General features: G+C 33.3%; 22 protein-coding genes. 7 read left to right on the top strand and 15 right to left on the bottom strand.

Annotated features, from left to right (window positions below; genetic code table 11):
• Position 1: 1 nt before the first annotated feature.
• From QO182_RS00880 to QO182_RS00865, 4 genes are all read right to left on the bottom strand, one after another.
• Entirely contained in the window at positions 2 to 2,170 is a 2,169-nt protein-coding gene (locus tag QO182_RS00880) for an ATP-binding protein (protein ID WP_371535153.1), read from the bottom strand.
• A gap of 26 nt (positions 2,171 to 2,196) precedes the next feature.
• Entirely contained in the window at positions 2,197 to 3,198 is a 1,002-nt protein-coding gene (gene gap, locus QO182_RS00875) for a type I glyceraldehyde-3-phosphate dehydrogenase (RefSeq protein ID WP_371535152.1), read from the bottom strand.
• 29 nt (positions 3,199 to 3,227) lie between these two features.
• The gene (gene lipA, locus QO182_RS00870; protein WP_371535151.1) at positions 3,228 to 4,097 is read right to left on the bottom strand and encodes a lipoyl synthase; all 870 of its coding nucleotides are present in this window, start codon (positions 4,095 to 4,097) and stop codon (positions 3,228 to 3,230) included.
• A 219-nt stretch (positions 4,098 to 4,316) separates the two neighbouring features.
• Complete coding sequence (locus QO182_RS00865) at positions 4,317 to 5,144, bottom strand: energy transducer TonB (protein ID WP_371559403.1); 828 nt, start codon at positions 5,142 to 5,144, stop codon at positions 4,317 to 4,319.
• Positions 5,145 to 5,666: 522 nt separating this feature from the next.
• On the opposite strand from QO182_RS00865, the gene QO182_RS00860 reads away from it, so the two are divergent.
• On the top strand, positions 5,667 to 5,789 hold the full coding sequence (locus QO182_RS00860; protein ID WP_371559400.1) for a hypothetical protein: 123 nt from the start codon (positions 5,667 to 5,669) through the stop codon (positions 5,787 to 5,789).
• A gap of 223 nt (positions 5,790 to 6,012) precedes the next feature.
• Here QO182_RS00860 and QO182_RS00855 read toward each other — a convergent pair whose 3' ends face one another.
• The 8 genes from QO182_RS00855 to QO182_RS00820 all read right to left on the bottom strand — a co-directional run bounded on the left by QO182_RS00855 (position 6,013) and on the right by QO182_RS00820 (position 13,121).
• Complete coding sequence (locus QO182_RS00855) at positions 6,013 to 6,564, bottom strand: RNA polymerase sigma factor (protein WP_371559396.1); 552 nt, start codon at positions 6,562 to 6,564, stop codon at positions 6,013 to 6,015.
• Positions 6,555 to 7,661, bottom strand: a complete 1,107-nt coding sequence (locus QO182_RS00850) for a glycosyltransferase (protein ID WP_371535146.1) — start codon at positions 7,659 to 7,661, stop codon at positions 6,555 to 6,557. The genes QO182_RS00855 and QO182_RS00850 overlap by 10 nt, the downstream gene beginning before the upstream one ends.
• A 99-nt stretch (positions 7,662 to 7,760) precedes the next feature.
• Entirely contained in the window at positions 7,761 to 8,375 is a 615-nt protein-coding gene (locus QO182_RS00845; protein ID WP_371559394.1) for an FMN-binding negative transcriptional regulator, read from the bottom strand.
• Between the two features lie 70 nt (positions 8,376 to 8,445).
• Positions 8,446 to 9,459, bottom strand: coding sequence for a UDP-N-acetylmuramate dehydrogenase (gene murB / locus QO182_RS00840; RefSeq protein WP_371559392.1), 1,014 nt, complete (start codon positions 9,457 to 9,459; stop codon positions 8,446 to 8,448).
• Between the two features lie 177 nt (positions 9,460 to 9,636).
• The gene (locus QO182_RS00835) at positions 9,637 to 10,707 is read right to left on the bottom strand and encodes a glycosyltransferase (RefSeq protein WP_371559390.1); all 1,071 of its coding nucleotides are present in this window, start codon (positions 10,705 to 10,707) and stop codon (positions 9,637 to 9,639) included.
• 9 nt (positions 10,708 to 10,716) lie between these two features.
• A complete protein-coding gene (locus tag QO182_RS00830) occupies positions 10,717 to 11,394 on the bottom strand; it encodes a DUF2461 domain-containing protein (protein ID WP_371559386.1) in 678 nt (225 codons plus the stop codon).
• Positions 11,395 to 11,564: 170 nt separating this feature from the next.
• Positions 11,565 to 11,960, bottom strand: coding sequence for a rhodanese-like domain-containing protein (locus QO182_RS00825; RefSeq protein WP_371535139.1), 396 nt, complete (start codon positions 11,958 to 11,960; stop codon positions 11,565 to 11,567).
• 81 nt (positions 11,961 to 12,041) lie between these two features.
• Complete coding sequence (locus QO182_RS00820) at positions 12,042 to 13,121, bottom strand: DNA replication/repair protein RecF (protein WP_371535138.1); 1,080 nt, start codon at positions 13,119 to 13,121, stop codon at positions 12,042 to 12,044.
• A 245-nt stretch (positions 13,122 to 13,366) separates the two neighbouring features.
• On the opposite strand from QO182_RS00820, the gene QO182_RS00815 reads away from it, so the two are divergent.
• The 6 genes from QO182_RS00815 (at position 13,367) to QO182_RS00790 (ending at position 19,626) form a co-directional block, all read left to right on the top strand.
• Positions 13,367 to 14,140 (top strand): tol-pal system YbgF family protein, encoded by a 774-nt coding sequence (locus QO182_RS00815; protein ID WP_371559383.1) that lies wholly within the window; start codon positions 13,367 to 13,369, stop codon positions 14,138 to 14,140.
• 105 nt (positions 14,141 to 14,245) lie between these two features.
• A complete protein-coding gene (gene ribH, locus QO182_RS00810; RefSeq protein WP_371535136.1) occupies positions 14,246 to 14,821 on the top strand; it encodes a 6,7-dimethyl-8-ribityllumazine synthase in 576 nt (191 codons plus the stop codon).
• Between the two features lie 161 nt (positions 14,822 to 14,982).
• Positions 14,983 to 16,839, top strand: a complete 1,857-nt coding sequence (gene mutL, locus QO182_RS00805) for a DNA mismatch repair endonuclease MutL (RefSeq protein ID WP_371559379.1) — start codon at positions 14,983 to 14,985, stop codon at positions 16,837 to 16,839.
• Positions 16,836 to 17,582: a rhomboid family intramembrane serine protease gene (locus tag QO182_RS00800; RefSeq protein WP_371535134.1), complete on the top strand. Its 747-nt coding sequence runs from the start codon at positions 16,836 to 16,838 to the stop codon at positions 17,580 to 17,582. The genes mutL and QO182_RS00800 overlap by 4 nt, the downstream gene beginning before the upstream one ends.
• Before the next feature lie 50 nt (positions 17,583 to 17,632).
• A complete protein-coding gene (locus tag QO182_RS00795; RefSeq protein ID WP_371535132.1) occupies positions 17,633 to 18,496 on the top strand; it encodes a rhomboid family intramembrane serine protease in 864 nt (287 codons plus the stop codon).
• Between the two features lie 83 nt (positions 18,497 to 18,579).
• Positions 18,580 to 19,626 (top strand): endonuclease/exonuclease/phosphatase family protein, encoded by a 1,047-nt coding sequence (locus tag QO182_RS00790; protein ID WP_371535131.1) that lies wholly within the window; start codon positions 18,580 to 18,582, stop codon positions 19,624 to 19,626.
• 13 nt (positions 19,627 to 19,639) lie between these two features.
• Here the strand turns inward: QO182_RS00790 and QO182_RS00785 are convergent, their stop codons facing one another.
• The 3 genes from QO182_RS00785 to dapB all read right to left on the bottom strand — a co-directional run bounded on the left by QO182_RS00785 (position 19,640) and on the right by dapB (position 22,677).
• Positions 19,640 to 20,266 carry a WbqC family protein gene (locus QO182_RS00785; protein WP_371559375.1) on the bottom strand — a complete coding sequence of 209 codons (627 nt, stop codon included), beginning with the start codon at positions 20,264 to 20,266 and terminating at the stop codon, positions 19,640 to 19,642.
• 68 nt (positions 20,267 to 20,334) lie between these two features.
• Positions 20,335 to 21,909, bottom strand: coding sequence for a signal peptidase I (gene lepB / locus QO182_RS00780; RefSeq protein WP_371559371.1), 1,575 nt, complete (start codon positions 21,907 to 21,909; stop codon positions 20,335 to 20,337).
• 66 nt (positions 21,910 to 21,975) lie between these two features.
• Positions 21,976 to 22,677, bottom strand: a complete 702-nt coding sequence (gene dapB, locus QO182_RS00775) for a 4-hydroxy-tetrahydrodipicolinate reductase (protein ID WP_371559367.1) — start codon at positions 22,675 to 22,677, stop codon at positions 21,976 to 21,978.
• Between the last annotated feature and the right edge of the window lie 22 nt (positions 22,678 to 22,699).

The following is a 22,699-nucleotide window of genomic DNA, read 5'->3' as shown; positions in this document are numbered from 1 at the left end:
GCTAAGAAAGATTATTTGCAATTACAGTATAGAAAACTTCAGGAGCAAATGGTTTAGTAACTACATCATTCATCCCAAAGGATAGCAGCATTTCTCTGTTTTCGTCAAGAGAAATGGCTGTTATTGCAATAATTGGAATAAGCGTGTCAAATTCTCTGATCTGCTCTGTTGCAATGGTACCATTGATTCCAGGTAGATGAACGTCCATTAAAACCATGTCGTAATTATTGTTTCTAACCGTTTCAATTGCTTCTTCACCATTATCAATAATTTCACAAAAAACACCCTTGTTTTCAAGCATTTTTTTGGTAATCATTTGGTTGATTTTATTGTCTTCAACAATCAGTATCTTTTTATTTTTTAATGTGTCATCATCATAAGTTTGTACTGGAGCTTCTTTAGGTAGTTGATTTTTGTCTACTTTAAATTGCAGATCAAAAAAGAAAGTAGAGCCTTCTCCCAAGATGCTTTGCAACTTTATATCGCCTCCCAGTATTTCAATTAGTTTTTTTACGATGGTTAATCCAAGGCCAGTTCCTCCAAATTTACGATTGATCTCTACTGATCCTTGTGAAAAACTCTCAAATACAGTTTCTAATTTGTCTTTGGATATTCCTATTCCGGTATCAGTGATTTCAAAAGATAGGATAACGGTTTCAGTTTCGAATTGGGTTACTTTAGCTGTAACCGTAACGCTACCGTTCTTGGTGAATTTTAATGCGTTATTAATCAAATTCATGAATATCTGAGATAGTTTAGTGGGGTCTCCAATTACATTATCGGGAATCTTTGAATCGATATTAAGCGTGAAAGTATTATTATTTGTAACTGCTAGTCCTTGTAAGGAGTTCTTTATGTCTTCTAGAAGTTTTTTGATATTAAAATGGGTGTATTCTACTTCAGTTTTATTAGAGTCAATTTTATTGATTTCAAGAATTTCATTGATAAAGGTGGCTAAGTAATTCCCTGAAAATTTTAAAGAGGATAAGTAATGTAATTGTGACTTCCTTGGGTTTTCTAAAAGCAGTAGATGGGTAATTCCGTTTATAGCATTTAAAGGAGTTCTAAGCTCATGACTTACTGTTGATAAGAATTCAGATCGGGCTTTTGAGGCTTTTTCTGTCTTTTCTTTTTCAATTAATAATTCCTTGTTTTTATCTTTTAGTAGTAGATTCGATTTGTTTCTGATGATGTTGTTTTTGTACAATGATAAACTTAACAGCGATAGAATGGTGATTAACGCAATTGCCAAGATGTTGATCAGTTTAGAGAATTTATTTGTTTTCTCTTCTTCTGCATTTTTTTCGTTGACTCGTTCTATTTTTGCAAGGCGCTGCATTTCTTTAAAATTTTCATAATCATCGATGCCTAACTTTTCATTATTAGCAATTTCTAAACTTTCTTTTAAGTTTAGGTGTTGTTTTAAATACAAGTAAGCGTTACTCTTATCAAGTATTTTTTCATATAATTTACTTAGTGCTAATAAAATTGTAGATTTTTGATATAAGTTGCTCTCTTTGGAGTTAAGGTCGTAGGCTTTGGTAAGGTAACTTAGTGCTAGATTGTTTCTGTTGTTAGAGGCTTCGATAAGCCCCATTTGGTATAATGCTTCTGTTTTACTATTGAGAATAGCCGGAGAGTCTGGTTTAGATATTATCGAATTAAAACAGAATGATGCCGCATTAAGATTGCCGTTTGCTCTGTAGATAATTCCTTTTTGAAGATTTAGTAGATCGTCATAAGTATCGATATTCAATTGTTTATAAATTGATAGAGCCTTATTAAGTGCGGTTTCAGCAGCTTTGTAATTCTTTTTTTCAATATAAGAAAGGCTCAAATAATAGTAACTTTTAGCAGCTTCGGCCGAAGTAGGCAAAGATTGGAATAAAGAGATGCTTTCTTTAAAGATGTCGTTTGCATCATTGTATTTATGAAGGTCATAATAAATTTTGCCTAGATTATACGTTTGGATGGCTTGAGATTCTATTTCATTATTCTTCTCGCAATAATCTATTGCTTTCTGAGTATAAAGTAAGGCTTCTTTGTACTTGTCTTCTTTGATACTAGAATTCGCTTGGTTAGTATAATAGGAAATACTATCTGTACTCTCTTTTGTTTGAGAATAAAGAAGTGAATTAATAAAAAACATAAAAACCAAAAGGTATCTCATCTGTTATTTATTTTTCTAAGCAATTTTTATTTTAGTGTTAATAATATTAAATCTATTATTCTTGATGAATATCCAATTTCATTATCGTACCATCCCACTACTTTTACCATTTTATCGATTACGGATGTAAGTTGTGCATCAAATAAGCATGAGTTTCTGTTTCCAATAATATCCACTGACACAATTGGATCTTCGGTATAATCTAAAATTCCTTTTAAATTATTTTGGGAAGCATATTTAAAGGCTTCATTGATTTCATCTATGGTAACAGCACGCTTTACATTGAATGTAATATCTGTTAGTGATCCATCAGGCACGGGTACGCGAATACCGCAACCACCTATTTTGCCGTCTAATATAGGGAAAATTTTTGTCAATGCCTTAGCTGCTCCAGTTGTTGTAGGTACAATGGATTGACTCGCGCCACGAGCTCTGCGTAAATCTTTATGGGGTTGATCGTGCAGGCTTTGGTCTGTAGTATAAGAATGAATGGTAGTGATATAGGCTTGTTCTATGCCGCATAGCTCATCAATTACCTTCATCATAGGTGCTGCATTATTCGTCGTACAACTGGCATTAGAAATAATAGTTTCTGTACCATCAAGAATGTTATCGTTTACACCTATAACGACAGTCTTTATACTATCAACTTCAGAAGGAGCGGATAGAATTACTTTCTTAGCTCCTGCGATAATATGGGCGTTTAATTCTTCAAAAGTTTTGTATTTTCCAGTAGATTCAATTACATAATCTATATCTAAACTTTTCCAATCTAAATTTGCAATTTGTTTCTCATGGAAAAATAAAAAATGGTCTTCTTCTACAAGAATTCCTTTTTCATCTGCGCTTACCTTGTAAGGTAAAACGCCATGAATGCTATCGTATTTTAATAAATGGGCCATTGTTTTTGTGTCGGCAATGTCATTTATGGCAACAACTTCAATAGTAGGGTGGTTTAAAAGCAATCGAAATAAATTTCGACCAATTCTTCCAAAACCATTTATGGCAATTTTTGTTTTTTTATTCATTTAAAAATAACGTTCAACAGTTAACATAATTATAAAATGTGCTTCTGTGCTTTATAAGAGGAACGAACTAATGGGCCACTTTCTACATGACGGAATCCTAATTCCAATCCGTATTTTTCATAGATGGCAAATTGATCCGGTGTGATGAATTCTTTAACAGGTAAGTGTTTTTTACTTGGTTGCAGGTATTGACCTATTGTAACTACATCTACATTAGCGTCACGGAGATCTCTCATAGTTTGGAAAACCTCTTCTTCTTGCTCGCCAAGACCAAGCATAATACCAGACTTTGTTCTCTTGATTCCTTTTTCTTTTAGGTATCTTAAAACTTCTAAGCTTCGGTCATATTTTGCTTGAATACGCACTTCACGAGTTAGTCTGCGTACCGTTTCCACATTATGGGAAACTACTTCAGGGTTAGCATCTACAATACGATCTATATTTCTTTCGATACCTTGAAAATCAGGAATTAAAGTCTCTAAAGTAGTGGTTGGATTCATTCTTCGGATGGCTTTTACTGTTTCTATCCAAATAATAGAACCTCCATCTTTTAAATCATCTCTATCTACACTAGTAATTACAGCATGTTTGATATTCATGATTTTTATCGAACGCGCTACTTTTTCAGGCTCATCCCAGTCTACCGTTTCGGGTCTACCAGTTTTTACACCACAAAAACCACATGAACGGGTACAGGTGTTTCCTAGAATCATAAATGTAGCAGTTCCTTCGCCCCAGCATTCGCCCATGTTTGGACAACTTCCTGACGCGCAAATCGTATTCAAACTATATTTATCGACTAAGCCTCGAAGCTCAGTGTATTTTTGTCCTATCGGGAGTTTTACCTTTAACCATTTTGGTTTTTGAACAGGTAAAGTATTTTCTAAAACAGTTTCCATAAATCAATTTTCAGACTGCAAATATAAGGAATGTTGATTTAAAATTAGGTATTTCGGGCATGAAGCTTGAGCTTGGTTTTTATATTGCTTTTTTGTACTGTTTTTTATAGCTACTCATTGCAATCTGGGATGTCGTTATGGGTGGTTTTTCGTATTTTGTCTTGGATAATTAGTATTAAAAAAAAGCAGAACCTCTCGATTCTGCTTTTTTATTGAAACTTAATTCATTTGAACTGTAATGGGGAGGTTGTAAGCAGTTCGTACTGGTTTAGAGCCAATCATTCCTGGAGTCCATTTTGTTCTCAAAGATTTCAGTACTCGAATTGCTTCTTTTCCTAGTCCGTAACCTGGATCATTTTTTACTTGTACATCAGTCATACTACCGTCTTTTTCAACCACAAAAGAAACATATATTCTGATATTTCTTGCTTCATTTATTTCAGGACTTTCAAAATTCTTACCGATGTAAGTGTAGAATTTAGCTATTCCTCCGGGGAATTCAGGAAGTTTGTCTAATACTGCACTAGTTACAACCGTGTTTCCGAAATCAATGATTGCCGGAGTACCATTTCCTGTTCCTTCTGATGAAGTGGGATTTACGCCAATTATAGCAAGTCCATCAGAGCTGTCACTTATAGCTGCTGTGTTTTCAATGTTTTTTGCAATATTTGGAGTTGCTAATTCAGCTTTTACTATTGTTGGATTTGTGAACTGTTGTTTTTCAATGAGGACCGCCGTTTTTTTTTGGATTACCTTCGAGACTACTGGTTCTTTAATTTTCTTTACTTGACTCGGGAAAATTTTTGTGACCTGAATAATGCGGTCAATACTTTCAGGAGTTAGTGCAGGAATGTCTTTCTCAGGATTAATTAGGCTGATGACTCTTGGGATACTAGCAAGGGTGGCACATAATAATAAACCCGTAAAAAGTGCAAGCAAGGAAGTTTTGGCGCTTTCCTGACGCAATTGATATGCCCCGTATTCTTTGTTTTTGTTTTCGAAAACTAGATTAATCCAGTTGGCTTCGTAAAGACTTAGTTTTGACATAATTCATGGATTTAATGGGTTAAGTATCAGTTAAATCATAGGCATGTGCTGTTTTAGATACTAACGCAAATGGTGAGAATTATATTGTTTAAAATGTTAATTTATTGTATAATTACCGAATTTAAACTTAAATAGCAATTTTTTTTAAAATAACATGTGCTGCGGTAAATGGAATAAGCAGAGTTAGATTTAAATAATTCTAAAGAGCCGAAATCCAATATTGCCAGTTTTTTTGCGATTTTTATTTGTAGATTTGAAGTAAGCAAATGAATTGGTTTTATTATAAACCCATTAGCAGTTTTTAATAACTATAGATGTTTAATTTTTAAAACTTAGAATATGGATTATTTGATTTTTGGTTTATCCTCTAAATTAAGAGCTGCAAAACCAACGAAAGTTATGTCTGTCATTATATTAATTACTATTATTACCTTTGGTATATATCATTTAGGAAAGGATTGTGTGAATTATGATAAACGACATGATGCAAATTCTGAAATAGACAAATAAGATATTTTAAAAATGAAAAAAGAAAAAAAATCTAATAAAGCAATTCTTTATCTTTTTGCCTTACTATTTATAATTATAGTACAAGTAATTAAGGACTGGGATGATTTTGTTTTAGGGATCACTGGAAAGTTTTAAGGTCAATTAAATTTTATTCAGGCCATTTGATGGCTAACTGATAAATCAAAAATGGGGGCTGTTAAATTGTCGATACTTTTTGTCTGCACTAATTTTTTTGAGGTCATAATTTAAAAGATGAACCACAGTTTCCGTAAATAATAGAACCCTTGTTGTCACTTATAAAAAGAAGCGAAATTCTATTTAGCTTGTATTATTTTTTGAGAGTATAGATAGTTGAAAATCACCTTCTATCCCTAATGATTTCTGCCAATAATTTTTTAGCGCGAAGTAGTTTAATTTTAACATTGCTTAGAGGCTCATCAATCGCATTAGCAATTTCCTGATAACTCATTTCTTGAAAATATCGCAATTGGATTACTTCCTGATAGTGTGGTTTGAGCTCTTTAATATATCTTAGTAACTGAGAAAGATTTTGCTCTGTGATTAGTTCGTCTTCTTTAGACGGAGTTGTGTCTGCAATGTTATATGCTTTCTTGTCTTCTTGGTCTGTAATTTCGACAAAAAGACTAGATTTCTTTTTGCGAAGCATATCAATATGGACGTTTTTTGCGATGCTAATGAGCCAGGTATTAAACTGAAATTCAGGATTGTAAGTAGCTAATTTATCAAAGGCTTTTGAAAATGTTTCTATAGTAATATCCTCAGCAGTAGTTTCGTTCTCTACTCGCTTTAACATGAAGCCATAAACCTCATTCCAATAATGATTCAATAGAAAGGTAAAGGCGGCTTGATCGCCCTGTTTTGCTTTTTCGATTTGATTATTTATTTCCAATGTACCGGTTTTGAGAAAGTATTCAATATAAAGATATTGATTTGTGTGAATATAAGCACTAACTCAACAATAGGAAACCAATATTTTAAGTCGTCTTCCTTTAATTTAGCTGCAGAAAAACCAACAACAATCCAAACAGCAATATATCTCACGGCAATTAAACTCAATACTAGAATCCAACGAAATTGAAAGGATAATAAGATAATAGGGAGTAAGATAAAGAGTAACTGTGAACAATAGAAAAGGCCTAATTGCAATTTGTCTACTATATTATAATGGTTTGCTGTAGCTATATGTCTTCTTTTTTGAGTAATCCAGTCTTTATATTTGGTTTTTGGTTTCGAATAAGTAAAGCTTTCCGGAGTATAAGCAATAGTTGTATTTTTTGCTGTAGCGGCTTCATTTATAAACAAATCATCATCACCAGATCGTATCTGAATGTGATTTATAAATCCGTTTACATTAAAAAACTCTTCTTTTTTATAGGCTAAGTTTCTACCTACTCCCATGTAAGGGAGTCCTGCTTTTGCCCATGAAAAATATTGCATTGCTGTAACTAAAGTCTCAAAACGGATTAATTTGTTAAGAAAAGATTTGGCTATTTTTTCGTATCCTCCATATCCTAGCACAATTGTTTTTTGCATAGTAAATTGAGAACTCATTGCTGTAATCCATTCTTTAGAAGTAGGATAACAATCAGCATCAGTGAATAATAAATAGTCGTTTTTAGCCGCTTTTATTCCTAAAGTAAGGGCATATTTTTTATTTCCCCAAAAGGCCTCGTTATTTTGGACTTTTACCAACCGTATATTTGGATATTGTTTTTCAAAGTCTTCAAATATATCCAAAGTACCGTCACTTGAAGCGTCATCAATTAAGACGATTTCAAAATCAGGATAGTTTTGTTCAGCAAGAAGCGGAATAAAATTAACCACATTTTCTTCTTCGTTTTTGGCGCAGACAATAACAGATACAGAAAGTCTTTTCGGTGTTGTTTTTTGCTCTTTAGCAAAAGAAAACTTCCCGAAAATACCTAAATAATAGGAGAGTTGAATGGCAACGACAACAATAAAAAAGTAAAGAATTATTATAAGCATCTGAGTTTTATGAGTTATTAAACCCGAATTTTCGGGAAAGCGCAAAGGTATGAATAGAATTGTGAATTGTAAATGATAAATTATTGAATTTTTAAAAAATTATCGAGGACATTTCTTCATCTCATTTGCAAGTGCAACTGATTGATTTTCTTTGGTTTTTTCTAATTCTGATATGATATTTTGATAATTTTTATCGTCGCGATTTTGAGACAGTTTTTTTGTCGCATTAATTTCGGTGATTTCAATTTCAAAAGCAACAATTCCGCGAGTTTGCATCATGGTTTTTTTTGATAAATCTTCAATGCAAACTGGATTCTCAGATGCTTTCTCATACTTATCCACTAATTTCTTTAGATGTGCTATAACAGCTTCGCCTTCGATAATTTTAATTCTCCCATGAACGTGTACTGCGATATAATTCCAGGTAGGTACATTTTCATGGTCGTACCATGAGGAAGAAATATAGGAATGCGGTCCAGAAAAAACGGCTAGAACTTGATCATTCTCAGAGAAACCTTTCCATTGAGGGTTTTCTTTTGAAAGATGTCCATGTAAAATAGTTTTTCCTTTTTTGTCAGTGTCCAGTTCCAGCGGAATGTGGGTTGCTGTTAATTTACCTTCCGTTTGATTGATGAGGATACCAAAGCTATTTGATTGTAAAAAAGCGTGGATTTCTTCTCGGTTTTCATTTTTGTAAAGGTCTGGAATATACATGGCTTAATTTATGGTTTTAGATTAGTTAAGTTAAATCCCTGAATTAAAATTATTGCATGGTAATTAAGATCTAAATTACATTCACTTCAGCTTCAATATGAATGCCAAAAGTAGTAAAGATTGTTTCTTGAATATGCTTTGAGACATTTAGAATTTCTTGTCCTGTAGCTTTTCCATAATTCACTAAAACTAAAGCTTGATTTTTATGGATTCCTGCATCGCCAAAACGTTTTCCTTTAAAACCAGCTTGTTCAATAAGCCAACCTGCAGGTACTTTTACTTCAGTTTCTGATACATCATAGTATTTCATTTCAGGAAATTGTTGGTGTATTTTTTCGAAATCAGTCTTTAAAAGTATTGGGTTCTTAAAAAAACTACCGCTGTTTCCTAGTTCTTTCGGGTCTGGTAATTTACTTTGTCTAATGGTAATCACAGCATTACTTACCTCCTTTAAACTAGGGTTTGTAATATTATTTTTGGCTAATTCATTTGTAATATCACCGTAAGATGTATTAATAGCGTGGTTTCGTTTTGTTAATTTGAAAACTACCGAGGTAATAATGTATTGATCTTTCACTTCGTTTTTAAAGACACTTTCGCGATATCCGAAATGGCATTCCTCTTTTGTGAATGTCTTTACTTCTTGATTTGTAATGGTTAGCGCGTCACAGGAAACAAAAGTATCTTTAATCTCGGTTCCGTACGCTCCTATATTTTGGACTGGAGTAGTTCCTACATTACCTGGGATAAGCGACATGTTTTCCAGTCCGCCAAAGTTCTGGTTGATAGTCCAAAGTACGAATTCGTGCCAGTTTTCGCCAGCTTGACTTTCGACCCAAACATAATCTTCATTTTCATCAATAACTCTTTTTCCTTTTAAATCAATGTGAATTACTAAAGCTTCTATATCCTTCGTTAAGAGCATGTTACTACCGCCACCAAGAATGAATTTCTTTTCTGATTTGTTTTGTTTTAAAACGGTTGTCAATTCGGCTATACTGTGCACGGCTACAAATTGTTTTGCTTTAGCTTCAATACCAAAAGTATTGTAATTTTTTAGAGAAAAATTAGTTTGTATTTCCATGAAAGAAAGTGCTTTTTATAAATGATTTCAGGAGTCAAAAGTAAGGATTAAAATTTATTTGCATAGCTTTTTAACTAGATATGCATCATAAATTAGGGCATTATATAAGGAGTCATTTTAAGTAGTCTTTTTGATATCTCTCAAATAGAAAAAAAAACATCCTATCTAATTACAGACCTAGCTAGTTGTTTTGGCGCTGTTGATTAACTCGTGGTATTTGTTGGCGATTATTTCCATATTGATTTTGTAATCAACATGGTCTTCGATAAATTTTCTGTTATTTAAAACACATTCCTTTCTGTAGGTCGTGTTTTTAAAAGCCCACAGTATTTCGTTAGCAAGCATGTTTGAATCATCAACCGTGATTAACTGTCCGTTTTTGCGATGGGTGATCCAACTTTGATTCCCAGCTATATCAGTAACAATAGGATAGCAATTTGAGGCCATAGCTTCAAATAATGATGCTGATACCCCTTCGGTAATAGGCATGCTAATATAGAAATTTGATTGTTGTAGTAATTTAGGTAATTCTGTATTTTGAATTCTTCCCCTGAAGAAAACCTTCTTTTCAATATTTAGTTTTTTTGCTAAGTCTTTTAAGTTAGAAAGCTGCTTTCCATCCCCAACAATAGTAAGGCTGAAGTCAACTCCTTTTTTGTTTAAAAGACCAAATGATTTTAAAATAATATCATGACGGTATTCAGGCAATAGAGAACGAGTGACAATTGCGCTAATTTTTTCAGGATTTGCGGTATTTTTGTTTACAAATTTAGTCAGGTCAATTCCTTTTGGCAGGACCATAACTTTGTTCATGTCTACATTGGCAGCAGCCATAGAGATAGTCATTACCGGTCCCCAGGCATGAATGAGTGTCGCGTTTTTAAAGGCGTGTTTTTGAATTATCTTTTTGAATGGTAATAAAATAGAACTTTCAGGCCATAAATCAGTTCTGCCTTGTTGTGCTATTGCCATTGGTTTTTTACCAGACAAAGCAGCAAGAACGCCATAGCTTGTTGTCCTTTCGGCAATGACCATATCTGGTTGTTGTAATTTTATTATTTCCTTAATTTTAATCAGTGCAAAGGTAAATTCAAAAATGCGTAGTATTCTGTTGGGAAAAGTATCGCTTGGTGTTTTTAATTCCCAACTAATTATTTCAAAATCGCCAAATTCTTTTAGACCATTTGTCCAAGTTAAGGCATCAGCTCTATAAGATTCGCCAAGAAAAAGTATTTTTCTTTTTTTCATCGAAATAAATTAAAATTCATCAGTGGTAAATGCCCGGTTGATAAATTCATTTAAAGGCTTTAAAAGGATTAGTTTTTCACTCGTTTTTGAAACAAAATCTTTTTGCAGGATTTCTGATATGTCAAATGGAACACTGGCTTCAAAACTTTTTAATTTTAATAGTTCGATTGCTGGATGTTCTTTATCGTATCCTCTTGGTGGGTTCTTGAGTGTGCTTTTTTCATTTCGATCAAAATCTCCAAATACCTTTTTAAATTCTTTTTCATTTAAAATTTCTTCTAAATCATCATGAAAATAGGCAATTTCTTTGCGAACTTTTTTTAAGTCATCTGCTAGCGGCGCATAGAATCCGCCAGCGATAAAGCTGGCTCCTTTTTCGATATGAACATAATAGCCAGCACGACTTTGTCCTTTTGTTCCTGACGAAAGCCAGACTCCTATATGTGATTTGTAGGGTGATTTATCTTTGGAAAACCGAATGTCCCGATTGATTCTAAAAGTGCAATTTTTCACCTCTAACAGTTCTAATGAAGAGTCTAAAGGTTTCATGATATCAAGAAAGTCAGCGACCAATTGATGGTAGTCTTTTTTGAAAATCTCGTATCTTTTTTTATTGTCTAAAAACCAATCCCGGTTATTGTTTGCTCGTAAATCTTCGAGGAATTGTAGTGAGTCTTTTGAAAGCATGCTGTTGCTGTTGTAATTATGTTCTTAAATCTTCGTCACTTCTAGAGTTAGAATAATTCTATTTACATCTTTGTAAGGCAAGGCGTCGTTCTTTTTTAAGGAGCAGACCGGTTTACATAGAGAAAATCAATGATTTTTTACTAGCAATATTAGCTTCTTATATCGATGATTTAGTCTGTTGATTTATTAAGACCTGCAGCGCTCCATTTTGTATAGCCACCTTCTAGTTCATAGATGTTTTTGAAGCCTAATTCCTGAAGCTTTTCAGTTGCTTTTCTACTTCGATTACCACTTTTACAATAAACAAAAACTGGTTTTGTCTTATCAAATGTTTCTGCGTCAGCAACAAAACGGTCTCCAAGCCAATTTACATTTTCAGCATTTTTAATGTGTCCCTCTGTAAATTCCTCAGGAGTACGTACATCTAGGATTTGTGGGTTTTGGGTTGTGTTAATTGTTTCAGCAAAATCTTTTGCTTCAATTATTTTTATGTTTTTTGAAGCTTGACCGTTACATGATAGTATAACGAAAGAAACTAGTAAGAATAATATTGAACGAAATTTCATTGGAATTTGTTTTTAAATTTGAATAGGCTAAAATAAGTAAATTATCAGCAAAGGAGCATTTTATATCTTAAAATAAGCATGCTATAAGTTAAATATTTTATAAGATTGATGTGTCGATTTTACAATTGCTTCGGTGCGCTCAGGGTGTGTGTCAGAGATGAACAGTTGTCCAAAGGTGTCACTATTGACCATTGCTATTATTTTTGCTACCCGACTTTCGTCTAGCTTATCAAATATATCATCAAATAACAAAATGGGTTTTACGCCGCTTTGTTTTTTTAGAAATTCAAATTGTGCCAACTTTAAGGCAATCAGGAAAGATTTTTGTTGTCCCTGGGAGCCAAATTTCTTAATAGGGTGGCCGTCGATTTCAAATGATAAGTCATCCTTGTGTGTGCCCACGCTGGTATAATGTAACGCTCTATCTTTATTTATGTTTTCTTGTAAAAGTGTCAGTAAGTTATTTTCGAATAAATGACTTTCATAAACCAGTTGAACTGTTTCTTGAGATCCCGTTATCGCATGGTGATGGCTATTAAAAATAGGAATGAATTGCGCTACGAATTCTTTTCTTTTTTCGAAAATGGATTTTCCATAACTATCAAGTTGTTCATTATATATAGAAAGTGTGTCATTTTCGAAAACGCGGTTCAGTGCGAAGTATTTCAGTAAAGCATTGCGTTGGTTTAGTACTTTTTGGTACTGAATTAGCTGTTGTAAGTATTGCGGGTCTAACTGTGAAATGACGCTATCCATGAATTTTCTTCTGGTTTCGCTGCCTTCAACAATTAAATCGCGATCTGCCGGAGAGATGATGACTAATGGAATAAAACCAATATGGTCTGAAAATTTGTCATAGGCTTTGCCATTGCGTTTCAATACTTTTTTTTGTCCTTTCTTTAAACTGCATACAACCTGTTCGTTTCTTTCATTTTTGATAAACTCGGCATCAATAACAAAAAACTCTTCGCCGTGTTTGATATTCTGGACCGCTAATGGATTGAAATAACTTTTTCCATAGGACAAATGATAAATAGCATCCAATACATTTGTTTTTCCGATGCCGTTCTTACCTACAAAACAAATTATCTTGCCGTCAAATTCGAAATTTGCTTCTGAAAAGTTCTTGTAATTGAATAATGAAATCTTTTTTAAATACATCTTTAGGGCTTACAGGTATTGAGGAGTTTATTATTTTTAAAGGGCTTTTTTAAAGAGGGTGCAAATTATTGAAAATTATTGATATAAAGGAGTTTTAAAGCTTTTGTGTGCTAATTATTTTTAGTTATAACAGAATGAGAGATGCCTAAAACAAAATATTTTTTTTATTTAAATATAAAATCCTAGTTTTTTTGTGTGGGTTTGAATAAAAATTTTATTTTTGCCGTTCACTAAATTAAAAATAAATGGCTACTTACAGTAAAAGAGGATATAAAGCACCAAAAGAAAGAGCAGTAGATGATTCTGTTGAGGATGTAATCATCGATGAAAAACACAGTACGACTGCTGGTGTTTTTTCAACATTAGATGAAACGGCTTCAAAAACGGAAGATTTTGTTGCTAAAAATCAGAATTGGATTATTGGTGTTGTAGGAGCTGTTGCTTTAGTAACTATTGGTTATTTAGTGTATCAAAAATTTATTGCTGAGCCAAAACAACTGGAAGCTGCAGATGAAATGTTTGTCGCACAACAAAACTTTCAACAAGCTACAGACGGTATTGCGAGCGATTCATTATATAAATTGTCTTTAAACGGTTCTGAAGGTAAATTTGGATTCATTAAAATAGCAGATGAGTATTCAGGTACTGATGCTGGAAATTTGGCTAATTATTATGCTGGAATGGCTTACCTAAACACAGGTAAATATGCTGAAGCAATTGATTATTTAGGTAAATTCAAATCAGAAGATATTATTTTGAGTAGTTTAGCAATTGGTGCAATGGGAGATGCTTATGCAGAAAACAATAAGCCAGAAGACGCATTGAAAAATTACGTTAAAGCTGCTGAAACAAATAAAAATGATTTTACTACACCACGTTTTTTATTGAAAGCTGGAAAAACAGCTTTGGCTTTAGATAAAAAAGAAGATGCATTAAAATATTTCACTGATATTAAAGACAATTACGAGGCGTCTCCAGAGGCTGCTTCAGTTGATGTTTTAATCGGTTTAGCACAATAGTAAAAAAAGGGTTTAAGTTTCTGGATTAAGATTACAGTTTTTTGATTTCAAAATTCTATCTTTAACTGATGAAATATAAAAATTCAATTTTAAAAACTATATCAAATGGCGACCTTAAATAAAAACTTATCCGTTTATGATAAAAACAGTGTTCCAAAAGCGAAAAATTTTCGTTTTGGAGTCGTTGTTGCCGAATGGAACGAAGATATAACAGAAGGGTTATACAATGGAGCAGAAAAGGCATTTTTAGAAAATAGTGTTCCGAAGGAACATATTATTCGTTGGAATGTTCCTGGAAGTTTCGAACTTATTTATGGATGTAAAAAAATGCTGCAAACTCAGAACGTAGATGCTGTAATAGCTATAGGTTGTGTGATTCAGGGGCAAACTAAGCATTTTGATTTTGTGTGTGAAGGAGTTACTCAAGGAATAAAAGACTTGAATGTTCAAACGGATATTCCTGTTATTTTTTGTGTTCTTACAGATAATACCATGCAACAATCAATTGATCGAAGTGGTGGAATTCATGGTAATAAAGGAACAGAAGCTGCAATAGCGGCTATTAAAATGGCTTTTATTCGTCAGCAGGCTTCATTAACGCATCAAAAAGGAAATCAAAATTTATTGTCAACCGGTCCTTTGAGAATAGAGGAGGGAACAACTTTAGAGTTAAAAGAATAAAACAGTAAATTATTATTATAAGGCCTATACTATTTTAGTTAATAGTATAGGTTTTTTGTTTTATTTATGACTGGGTAAACCCTAAAACCCAACATAAATTCATTAAATTTGTGCACTTTGGTTTTAAAAATAAAACGTAAACTTTAAATAAATATTTTTTAATGTCGAGTATCATTCAATTGCTTCCTGATCATGTCGCTAACCAAATTGCTGCTGGAGAAGTCGTACAAAGACCTGCTTCTGTTGTCAAAGAATTGCTTGAAAATGCAGTCGATGCAAAAGCAAGTGATATTAAGCTAATTATAAAAGACGCAGGGAAAGCATTAGTTCAGGTTATTGATAATGGACTTGGAATGACTGTTACCGATGCGCGATTGTGTTTTGAGCGTCATGCTACTTCAAAAATACGTCAAGCTGAGGATTTATTTTCTTTGCATACAAAAGGGTTTCGTGGGGAAGCGTTGGCTTCTATTGCTGCGATTGCTCATGTAGAGATGAAAACAAAACAAGATCAAGAAGAGTTAGGAACGCAAATTATTGTTGAAGGTAGTAAGTTTGTATCTCAAGAAGTAGCAGTACTGCCTAAAGGGACTTCTTTTGCGGTTAAAAATCTGTTTTTCAATATTCCTGCACGCCGTAACTTTTTAAAGTCGGATACGGTTGAATACCGTCATATTATCGATGAGTTTCAACGTGTTGCTTTGGCACACCCAAATATCTATTTTACTTTCTTTCATAACGGAAGTGAAATGTTCAATTTGCCTCCTTCAAGTATGAGACAGCGAATTGTAAATGTGTTTTCTGGTAAAACCAATGAAAAGCTGGTTCCAGTTCAAGAAGAGACTGAAATCGTAACGATTCAAGGTTTTGTCAGTAAGCCTGAATTTGCTAAAAAAAATAGAGGAGAACAGTTTTTCTTTGTGAATGATAGATTTATTAAAAGTGGTTATTTGCATCATGCAATTATGGCTGCTTATGATGGTATTTTAAGAGATGGGGCGCAACCCAGTTATTTTTTATATTTAACCGTACCGCCTAATACAATCGATATTAACATTCATCCTACCAAAACAGAAATTAAGTTTGATGATGAGCATGCCATGTATGCTATTTTAAGAGCTTCGATTAAACATAGTTTAGGTCAGTTTAATGTGGCGCCAGTTTTAGATTTCGACAGAGATTCTAATTTGGACACGCCCTACCATTATAAAGATTTAGAGGGTGCTACACCTACAATACAAGTCGATGGGAGTTTTAATCCTTTTTCGGATGATAAAGTAAATAAGCATTATTCTGGTTCTAGTTATAAAAAACCGGAAACAACAGCTAGTTGGGAAAGTTTGTACGTAGGATTAAAGCAAGAAGGGGAGTTTATTTCCGGGAATACTGATTTTTCATTCGAAAGCGAAGAAGTGACTGGATCTTTGTTTAATGAGGAAGAAGTGGAGCAAACCGTTAATAATGCCTACCAAATTCATAAAAAATATATCGTTTCTCCTATTAAATCAGGAATGGTTATTGTTGATCAGCAACGGGCGCACCAAAGAGTGTTGTACGAGCAGTTTTTGACTAATATGACAGTTAACCAGGCATCTAGTCAGCAATTGTTATTTCCTTTGGATTTATTTTTTTCGGCTATTGAAATGGAGCTTATCCAGGATTTAAAATTGTCATTGGTGAATACCGGTTTTGTTTTTGAAGAAACTAGTGCAGATCATGTTGTTATTTCCGGGATTCCGGTTAATGTAACTGAAAGCGAAGTTTCTTTGGTTTTAGAACAATTATTAAGCGATTTACAAGATGGAATTCCTGACAGTAGTTTTAGTCAAAATGATACGATTGCAAAATCAATGGCCAAAAGTTTAGCCGTAAAAACAGGGACGGCTTTAACAGTAAAAGAACAGGAGAATTTGATAAACGGTCTTTTTGCCTGTAAAGATCCCAATGTTTCCCCTTTTCAAAAACCAACTTTCATCACTATGCGTGTGGAAGATTTAGATAAAAAATTTGCACTATGAGAAATGTAACCGAAACGGTAAAACAGTTAATTATAATTAATGTTCTTTTTTTTGTTGGAACTTTAGTCGTAGGAGATCAAGCCTATAAAATGTTAGCCATGTTTTTTCCTGAAAATAATGGTTTCCAAATATGGCAGCCTATCACGCATATGTTCATGCATGGTGGTTTTATGCATATCTTTTTCAATATGTTTGCTTTGTATTCCTTTGGGTCTGCTTTAGAAAGTTTTTGGGGAAGTAAAAAATTTATATTTTTTTATATTTCTTGTGGTTTAGGTGCTGCCTTATTGCATACGGGGATTAATTATTATTATTTCAATGATGCTATAAATACGCTGGCTGCGAATGGTTTTCCTAAGGCTGAAGTTCTTCAAATTTTAAACGAAGGTAAAATAAACACACAGTGGCAGGAGCTATTAACCGCTTCGCAATATAAAAACTTTATTAGCGCTTTTATGGGAACTGTAGTTGGAGCCTCTGGTGCTATCTACGGGGTAATTGTCGCATTTGCATTTATGTTTCCTAATGCTGAATTGGCTTTGATGTTTATTCCTGTGCCTATAAAAGCAAAATATTTTGTACCTGGTTTAGTTTTAGTAGATTTGTATTTAGGAGTTTCCGGACAATCTATTTTCGGCGGGGGTGGAATCGCGCATTTCGCTCACGTAGGTGGAGCTTTATTTGGCTTTTTGATTATGTGGTACTGGAAGAAGAATCAATTCAATGACAACAGGTGGAACTAATTTTTCTTCTTGTAAAGAATATTATTTCATAAAAAAAATAAATACAAAGAATGAATATTATAGATGACTTAAAAATGCAGTATAAGTTAGGTGGTGTAGCCCATAGATTAATCTATTGGAATGTTGCCTGCTTTCTGGTTTCGTTGGTCTTTTTCTATGAGTTTAAGTTGGGATCATTTTACTTTCCTAATTGGGTTGCTTTGTCAACAGAGCCTTCTGTTTTTGGACTGATGCCTTGGACATTCTTAACTTATTCGTTTTTTCATGACGGATTTTGGCATTTACTTTTTAATATGATGGTTTTTAATTTTGCTAGCTCGTTGTTTTTAACCTTTTTTACGCAAAAACAATTACTGGGTCTGTATATTTTAGGGGCTATTTTTGCTGGTGTTGCTTTTGTTCTAGGGTATTATATTTTGAATTTAAGTGCTTCTATTGTAGGTGCATCAGCAGCAATTATGGCTGTTTTAGTAGCTGTTACGACTTATCAGCCGTTGATGAATGTTAGGTTGTTATTGATAGGAAATATTAAGTTATGGCATATCACAGCGGTGATTTTAATATTGGATCTGATGCAGTTTCGTTTAGACAATACAGGTGGGCATATCTCTCACCTTGCGGGTGCTTTTTTTGGTTTTCTTTTTATTCGATTACTTCAAAAGGGAACTGACTTGAGCGAAATCGTAACTGGAGTTATTACTTTCTTTGTTAATTTGTTTAAAAAATCAGCCTCGACGCCATTTAAAAAAGTACATAAAAATTACAGTAAACCAGTAGAAAAAAGGGTTTCAAAAATTATTACAAAAGATAAGGCGCAGCAACAAATCGATGAAATCTTAGATAAAATTAGTCAGTCAGGATATGATAGTTTGACTAAAGACGAAAAAGAATTTTTGTTTAAGGTTGGAAAATAGGAACTTTATAACATATTTTAGAAATAAATTAAATAGTTAGCTGTAAGTGATTTGACAATCTAATTAGTGGAATAAGTAAAAATATGAAAAAACTTTCTTGGTTCAATAAAGCAATGTATAGTTTGAACATTGTTCTTATTATCGTCACTTTTGTCGCTTATATTCTACCATTTTTGGCTCCAAAGATATTTCCAATTTTATCTGTGTTAACGCTTTTTATGCCATTTTTTTTCATTCTAAATGGTTTGTTTTTCTTGTATTGGGGATTCCAATTTAAAAAGCGAATGATTTTATCTGGTTTGGTACTTTTAATCGGAATTACCTTTATTAATAAATTTTATAAATTTTCAGCAAAAGTGTATCCGCCAGATGAAAAAAATTTCACTGTGATGAGTTACAACGTCCGTTTGTTTAATTTATTTAAGTGGTTAGATAAGGCAGATGTTCCGGGGGATATTCTAGAGTTTATAAATGACAAAAACCCTGATATTTTATGCATTCAGGAGTTTTCTTCTTCTGCCGTAATTGATTTAAAAGTGTACCGCCATAAATATATTTTAATGGAAGGGAATAAAATTAAAACGGGACAAGCTATTTTTTCTAAATTCCCCATAATAAATCAAGGAAGTATTATATTTCCTAGCTCTAATAATAATGTTATATATGCCGATATAAAGAAAGGAAAGGATATCATTAGGGTTTATAATATGCACTTACAATCCATTAAAATTTCACCTGATGTTAATGAAATATCCGAGAATATAGATGTGATTAATAAGAATAAATCCCAAATGATGCTTATTAGAATCAGTAAAGCTTTTAAGCAACAACAGCAACAAGCAGAGATTTTTAAGAAGCATGAAAAAAAATGTGAATATCCTATTATCATATGTGGAGATATGAATAACAGCGCATTTTCTTATGTGTATAGAAGTATTAAAGGAACGCTAAAAGATAGTTTTGAAGAAGCTGGTAAAGGATTTGGAGCAACTTATAAGTTCAAGTATTACCCTACTAGAATTGACTATATTTTTGCTGATGAGAAGATGACTGTCAAAATGTTTGAAAGCTTTCCTGAATTTGAGAACTCTGATCATTATCCTATTATGGCACAGCTTTCATTGGAATAAAAGAACAGCACTTTTATCTAATCACTAATTGTTGGTTTTTCATATAGTCTAAGGCAAATTTACCTTCATTGAATAGTAAGTCAAGAACGCTTAGGTTGTTAATGAAGCCATGTTTGTCATCAAATACCTGAATGTATTTTTCAAATGAGGAAAGGTCTTTTTTTCCATCTGCAAGAGGTCTGCAATCTAAAATCAGGTTAGAATCTACTTCTTTTACATATTCTTGAGTGGTAATATAGTCAAACTTTTCACGCATACATTTAGAGATGATTTCTAAAGTCTCAAAATTTAAATCTAATAGAAATTTGTGTTTTTTCTCATAGAAAGGTCGAATGTCATCTTCGAAAAATTCAAAAAATGGTGAGCTTCTATATGCTGTTTCTAGCGATTTGTAGTGTTGTTTCTGCCAGTCAAAATCACTATCTACTTCAATATCTTTGGTACTTTGATGGTTAGCTTTAGAGTGCTTAACAGGAATGTTTAGTAACTGAATTCCATTAGGGCTATAAATGTAAGTACGGTTTCTATTAGTTTGTTTTTGGAAATTATCCTCTATTTCAAGTATAATACCGTCTGATTGCGACATGGCAACAAAATGGCTTATTGATGGGAAGTAGGTAGGGTGGAGGATTGTATTCATAGTTTTGTTTTTTTGTTCAGGTTTAAAGTTTCAATTGGTATGAGTAACTTTAAACTTGAACATTTAAACTAGATGGTTTTTTTATCTTTTCTTTTTTTCCAAAAGTACTCTCCAACAAAAAACACTGCTAATGCAATTAAGAAATATTTAAAATACGATTGTGGTTGTCCTTCGCCACTAACGGTTGTGAAAACTCGGTCCCATCTTATTTTATTTAGCCCTTTTCCATTAGTATCCCAGCTCAACCAGATGAATACTGGTTTACCTACAATATGATTTTCTGGTACAAATCCCCAGTAACGGCTATCTTCCGAGTTGTGGCGATTGTCACCCATCATCCAATAGTAATTTTGTTTGAAGGTATAATTTTTAACAATCTCACCATTTAATCTGATTTCGTTTCCTGTAACCTTAAGATCGTTTTTGTCTCCGGCATCATTTAATTCATAATCAGTAATAATCCTTTTGTAAAATGGTAATGTTTCAGTAGTCAACGCCACTGTTTGTCCTTTTTGAGGAATATAAATTGGACCATAATTATCACGATTCCATTTATTGATGTGTGGGAATATTCCGCCTTCTGTTCCTTGAGAAATTTCTTGGGTTACAGCTGTTATTCCGGGTACATTTCGCAGTCTTGCAGCTCCCGCAGCAGTTAATGCTCTAAACAGTAACGTGTCTTTTGAGGCGCCTTTGTATCCAATGCCATCAGTTACGTCCATATCTTTTAATAGATATTCAAAATCAATAGGCGTTTTACCGTCTAAGGCAACTGTATAAGAAAATTGAGGCTTTGCTCTTTCTGGTAATTGCAGTACTTTACCATCAATATAAACGATTCCGTCTTTTATTGATAAACTGTCTCCGGGAATTCCTACACATCTTTTTACATAGTTCGATTTTTTATCGATTGGTTTAATTACACCAGGAGTTCCTTTTGCTTCAAAGAAGTAATGCACGGTATCCACAGGCCAGTTAAAAACAACAATATCTGTTCGTTTTATGTCTTCTATTCCAGGTAATCTTAAATAAGGAATTTGCGGCCAGTTTAGGTAAGATTTTGTTTTTACAACTGGAATTGAGTCGTGAACCATTGGTAATGCAACAGCGGTCATGGGTACTCTCGCACCGTAATTAACTTTGCTGACAAATAGAAAATCTCCAATCAATAGAGACTTTTCTAAAGACGATGTTGGAATAGTGTAAGGTTGTACAAAATAAGTGTGTACTAAGGTGGCTACAATAATAGCAAACAACAAAGAGCTTACCGTATCTGCGGTTTTATTTTGAGGGTGTATGCTTCTATCAGCAACATATTCTAGTTTTTGAGTGTAATTGATGTAGTAGATATATAAGCCACAAGTAATTACTCCTAAAAAAGTATCTAAGCTTGATTTTTTTCCAAAACTTCTCAATGTTTCGATCCATATTACTGGAAACATAATAAGATTTATAATTGGAATAAAAAGTAAAAGCGTCCACCACGTAGGGCGACCTATGATTTTCATCAATACAATAGCGTTGTAAACTGGAATTCCTGCTTCCCAACGTTTTCTGCCGGCGGCTTCATATAATTTCCAAGTTCCTAAAAAGTGTATTATTTGTACAAATAGGAAAAATACAAACCATTGATATATAGACATAACTTAGTTTTTTTTAGTTTTATAGAATGGGAAGTTTAATGGGTGTTTCCCGGAATTTTATTTGATTTATTTTAATTCTAAAACGTCTTTCATTGTGAAAACGCCATGTTTACCTACAATCCACTCGGCTGCAATTACGGCACCAAGAGCAAATCCTTCACGATTGTGTGCGGTGTGTTTTATCTCGATACTATCAACAACTGAATTATAAGTTACTGTATGTGTTCCAGGAACGTTTCCAATTCTTTTTGCTTCAATGTGAATTTGATTTTCTGCTGGTGTATCTAGAGTCCAATTTGTATAATTGCTATTTTCAATTACTCCTTTAGCTAATGAAATAGCAGTCCCACTAGGAGCGTCTAGTTTTTGTGTATGGTGAATTTCCTCCATATCAATGCTATAATTATCTAGTTTAGCCATCATTTTAGCTAAGTATTCGTTTATTTCGAAAAAAATATTAACGCCTAAACTAAAGTTTGAACTGGATATAAAAGCACCATTTTTAGATGTGCAAAGCGCTACCATTTCGTCGTAATGTTCCAGCCAACCCGTTGTTCCAGAAACGACAGGCACATTAGCGAGAAAACAATTTGAAATATTAGGCACAGCGGCTGTAGGGACGCTGAAATCTATGGCGACATCAGCAGTTGAAAGTCCGTCATAAGTATTGTTTTCATCCTTTTTTAAAACAATCTCATGTCCTCGTTCAAGTGCAATTCTTTCGATTACCTGACCCATTTTTCCGTATCCTAAAAGCGCAATTTTCATTTGGTGTTTATTTATAAATTAA

Origin of the sequence: Flavobacterium sp. Arc2 (assembly GCF_041431385.1) — a bacterium.
Lineage (GTDB): Bacteria > Bacteroidota > Bacteroidia > Flavobacteriales > Flavobacteriaceae > Flavobacterium.
Note: the sequence above shows the minus strand (reverse complement) of the source record. Positions and strands in the feature narration are given on the sequence as shown.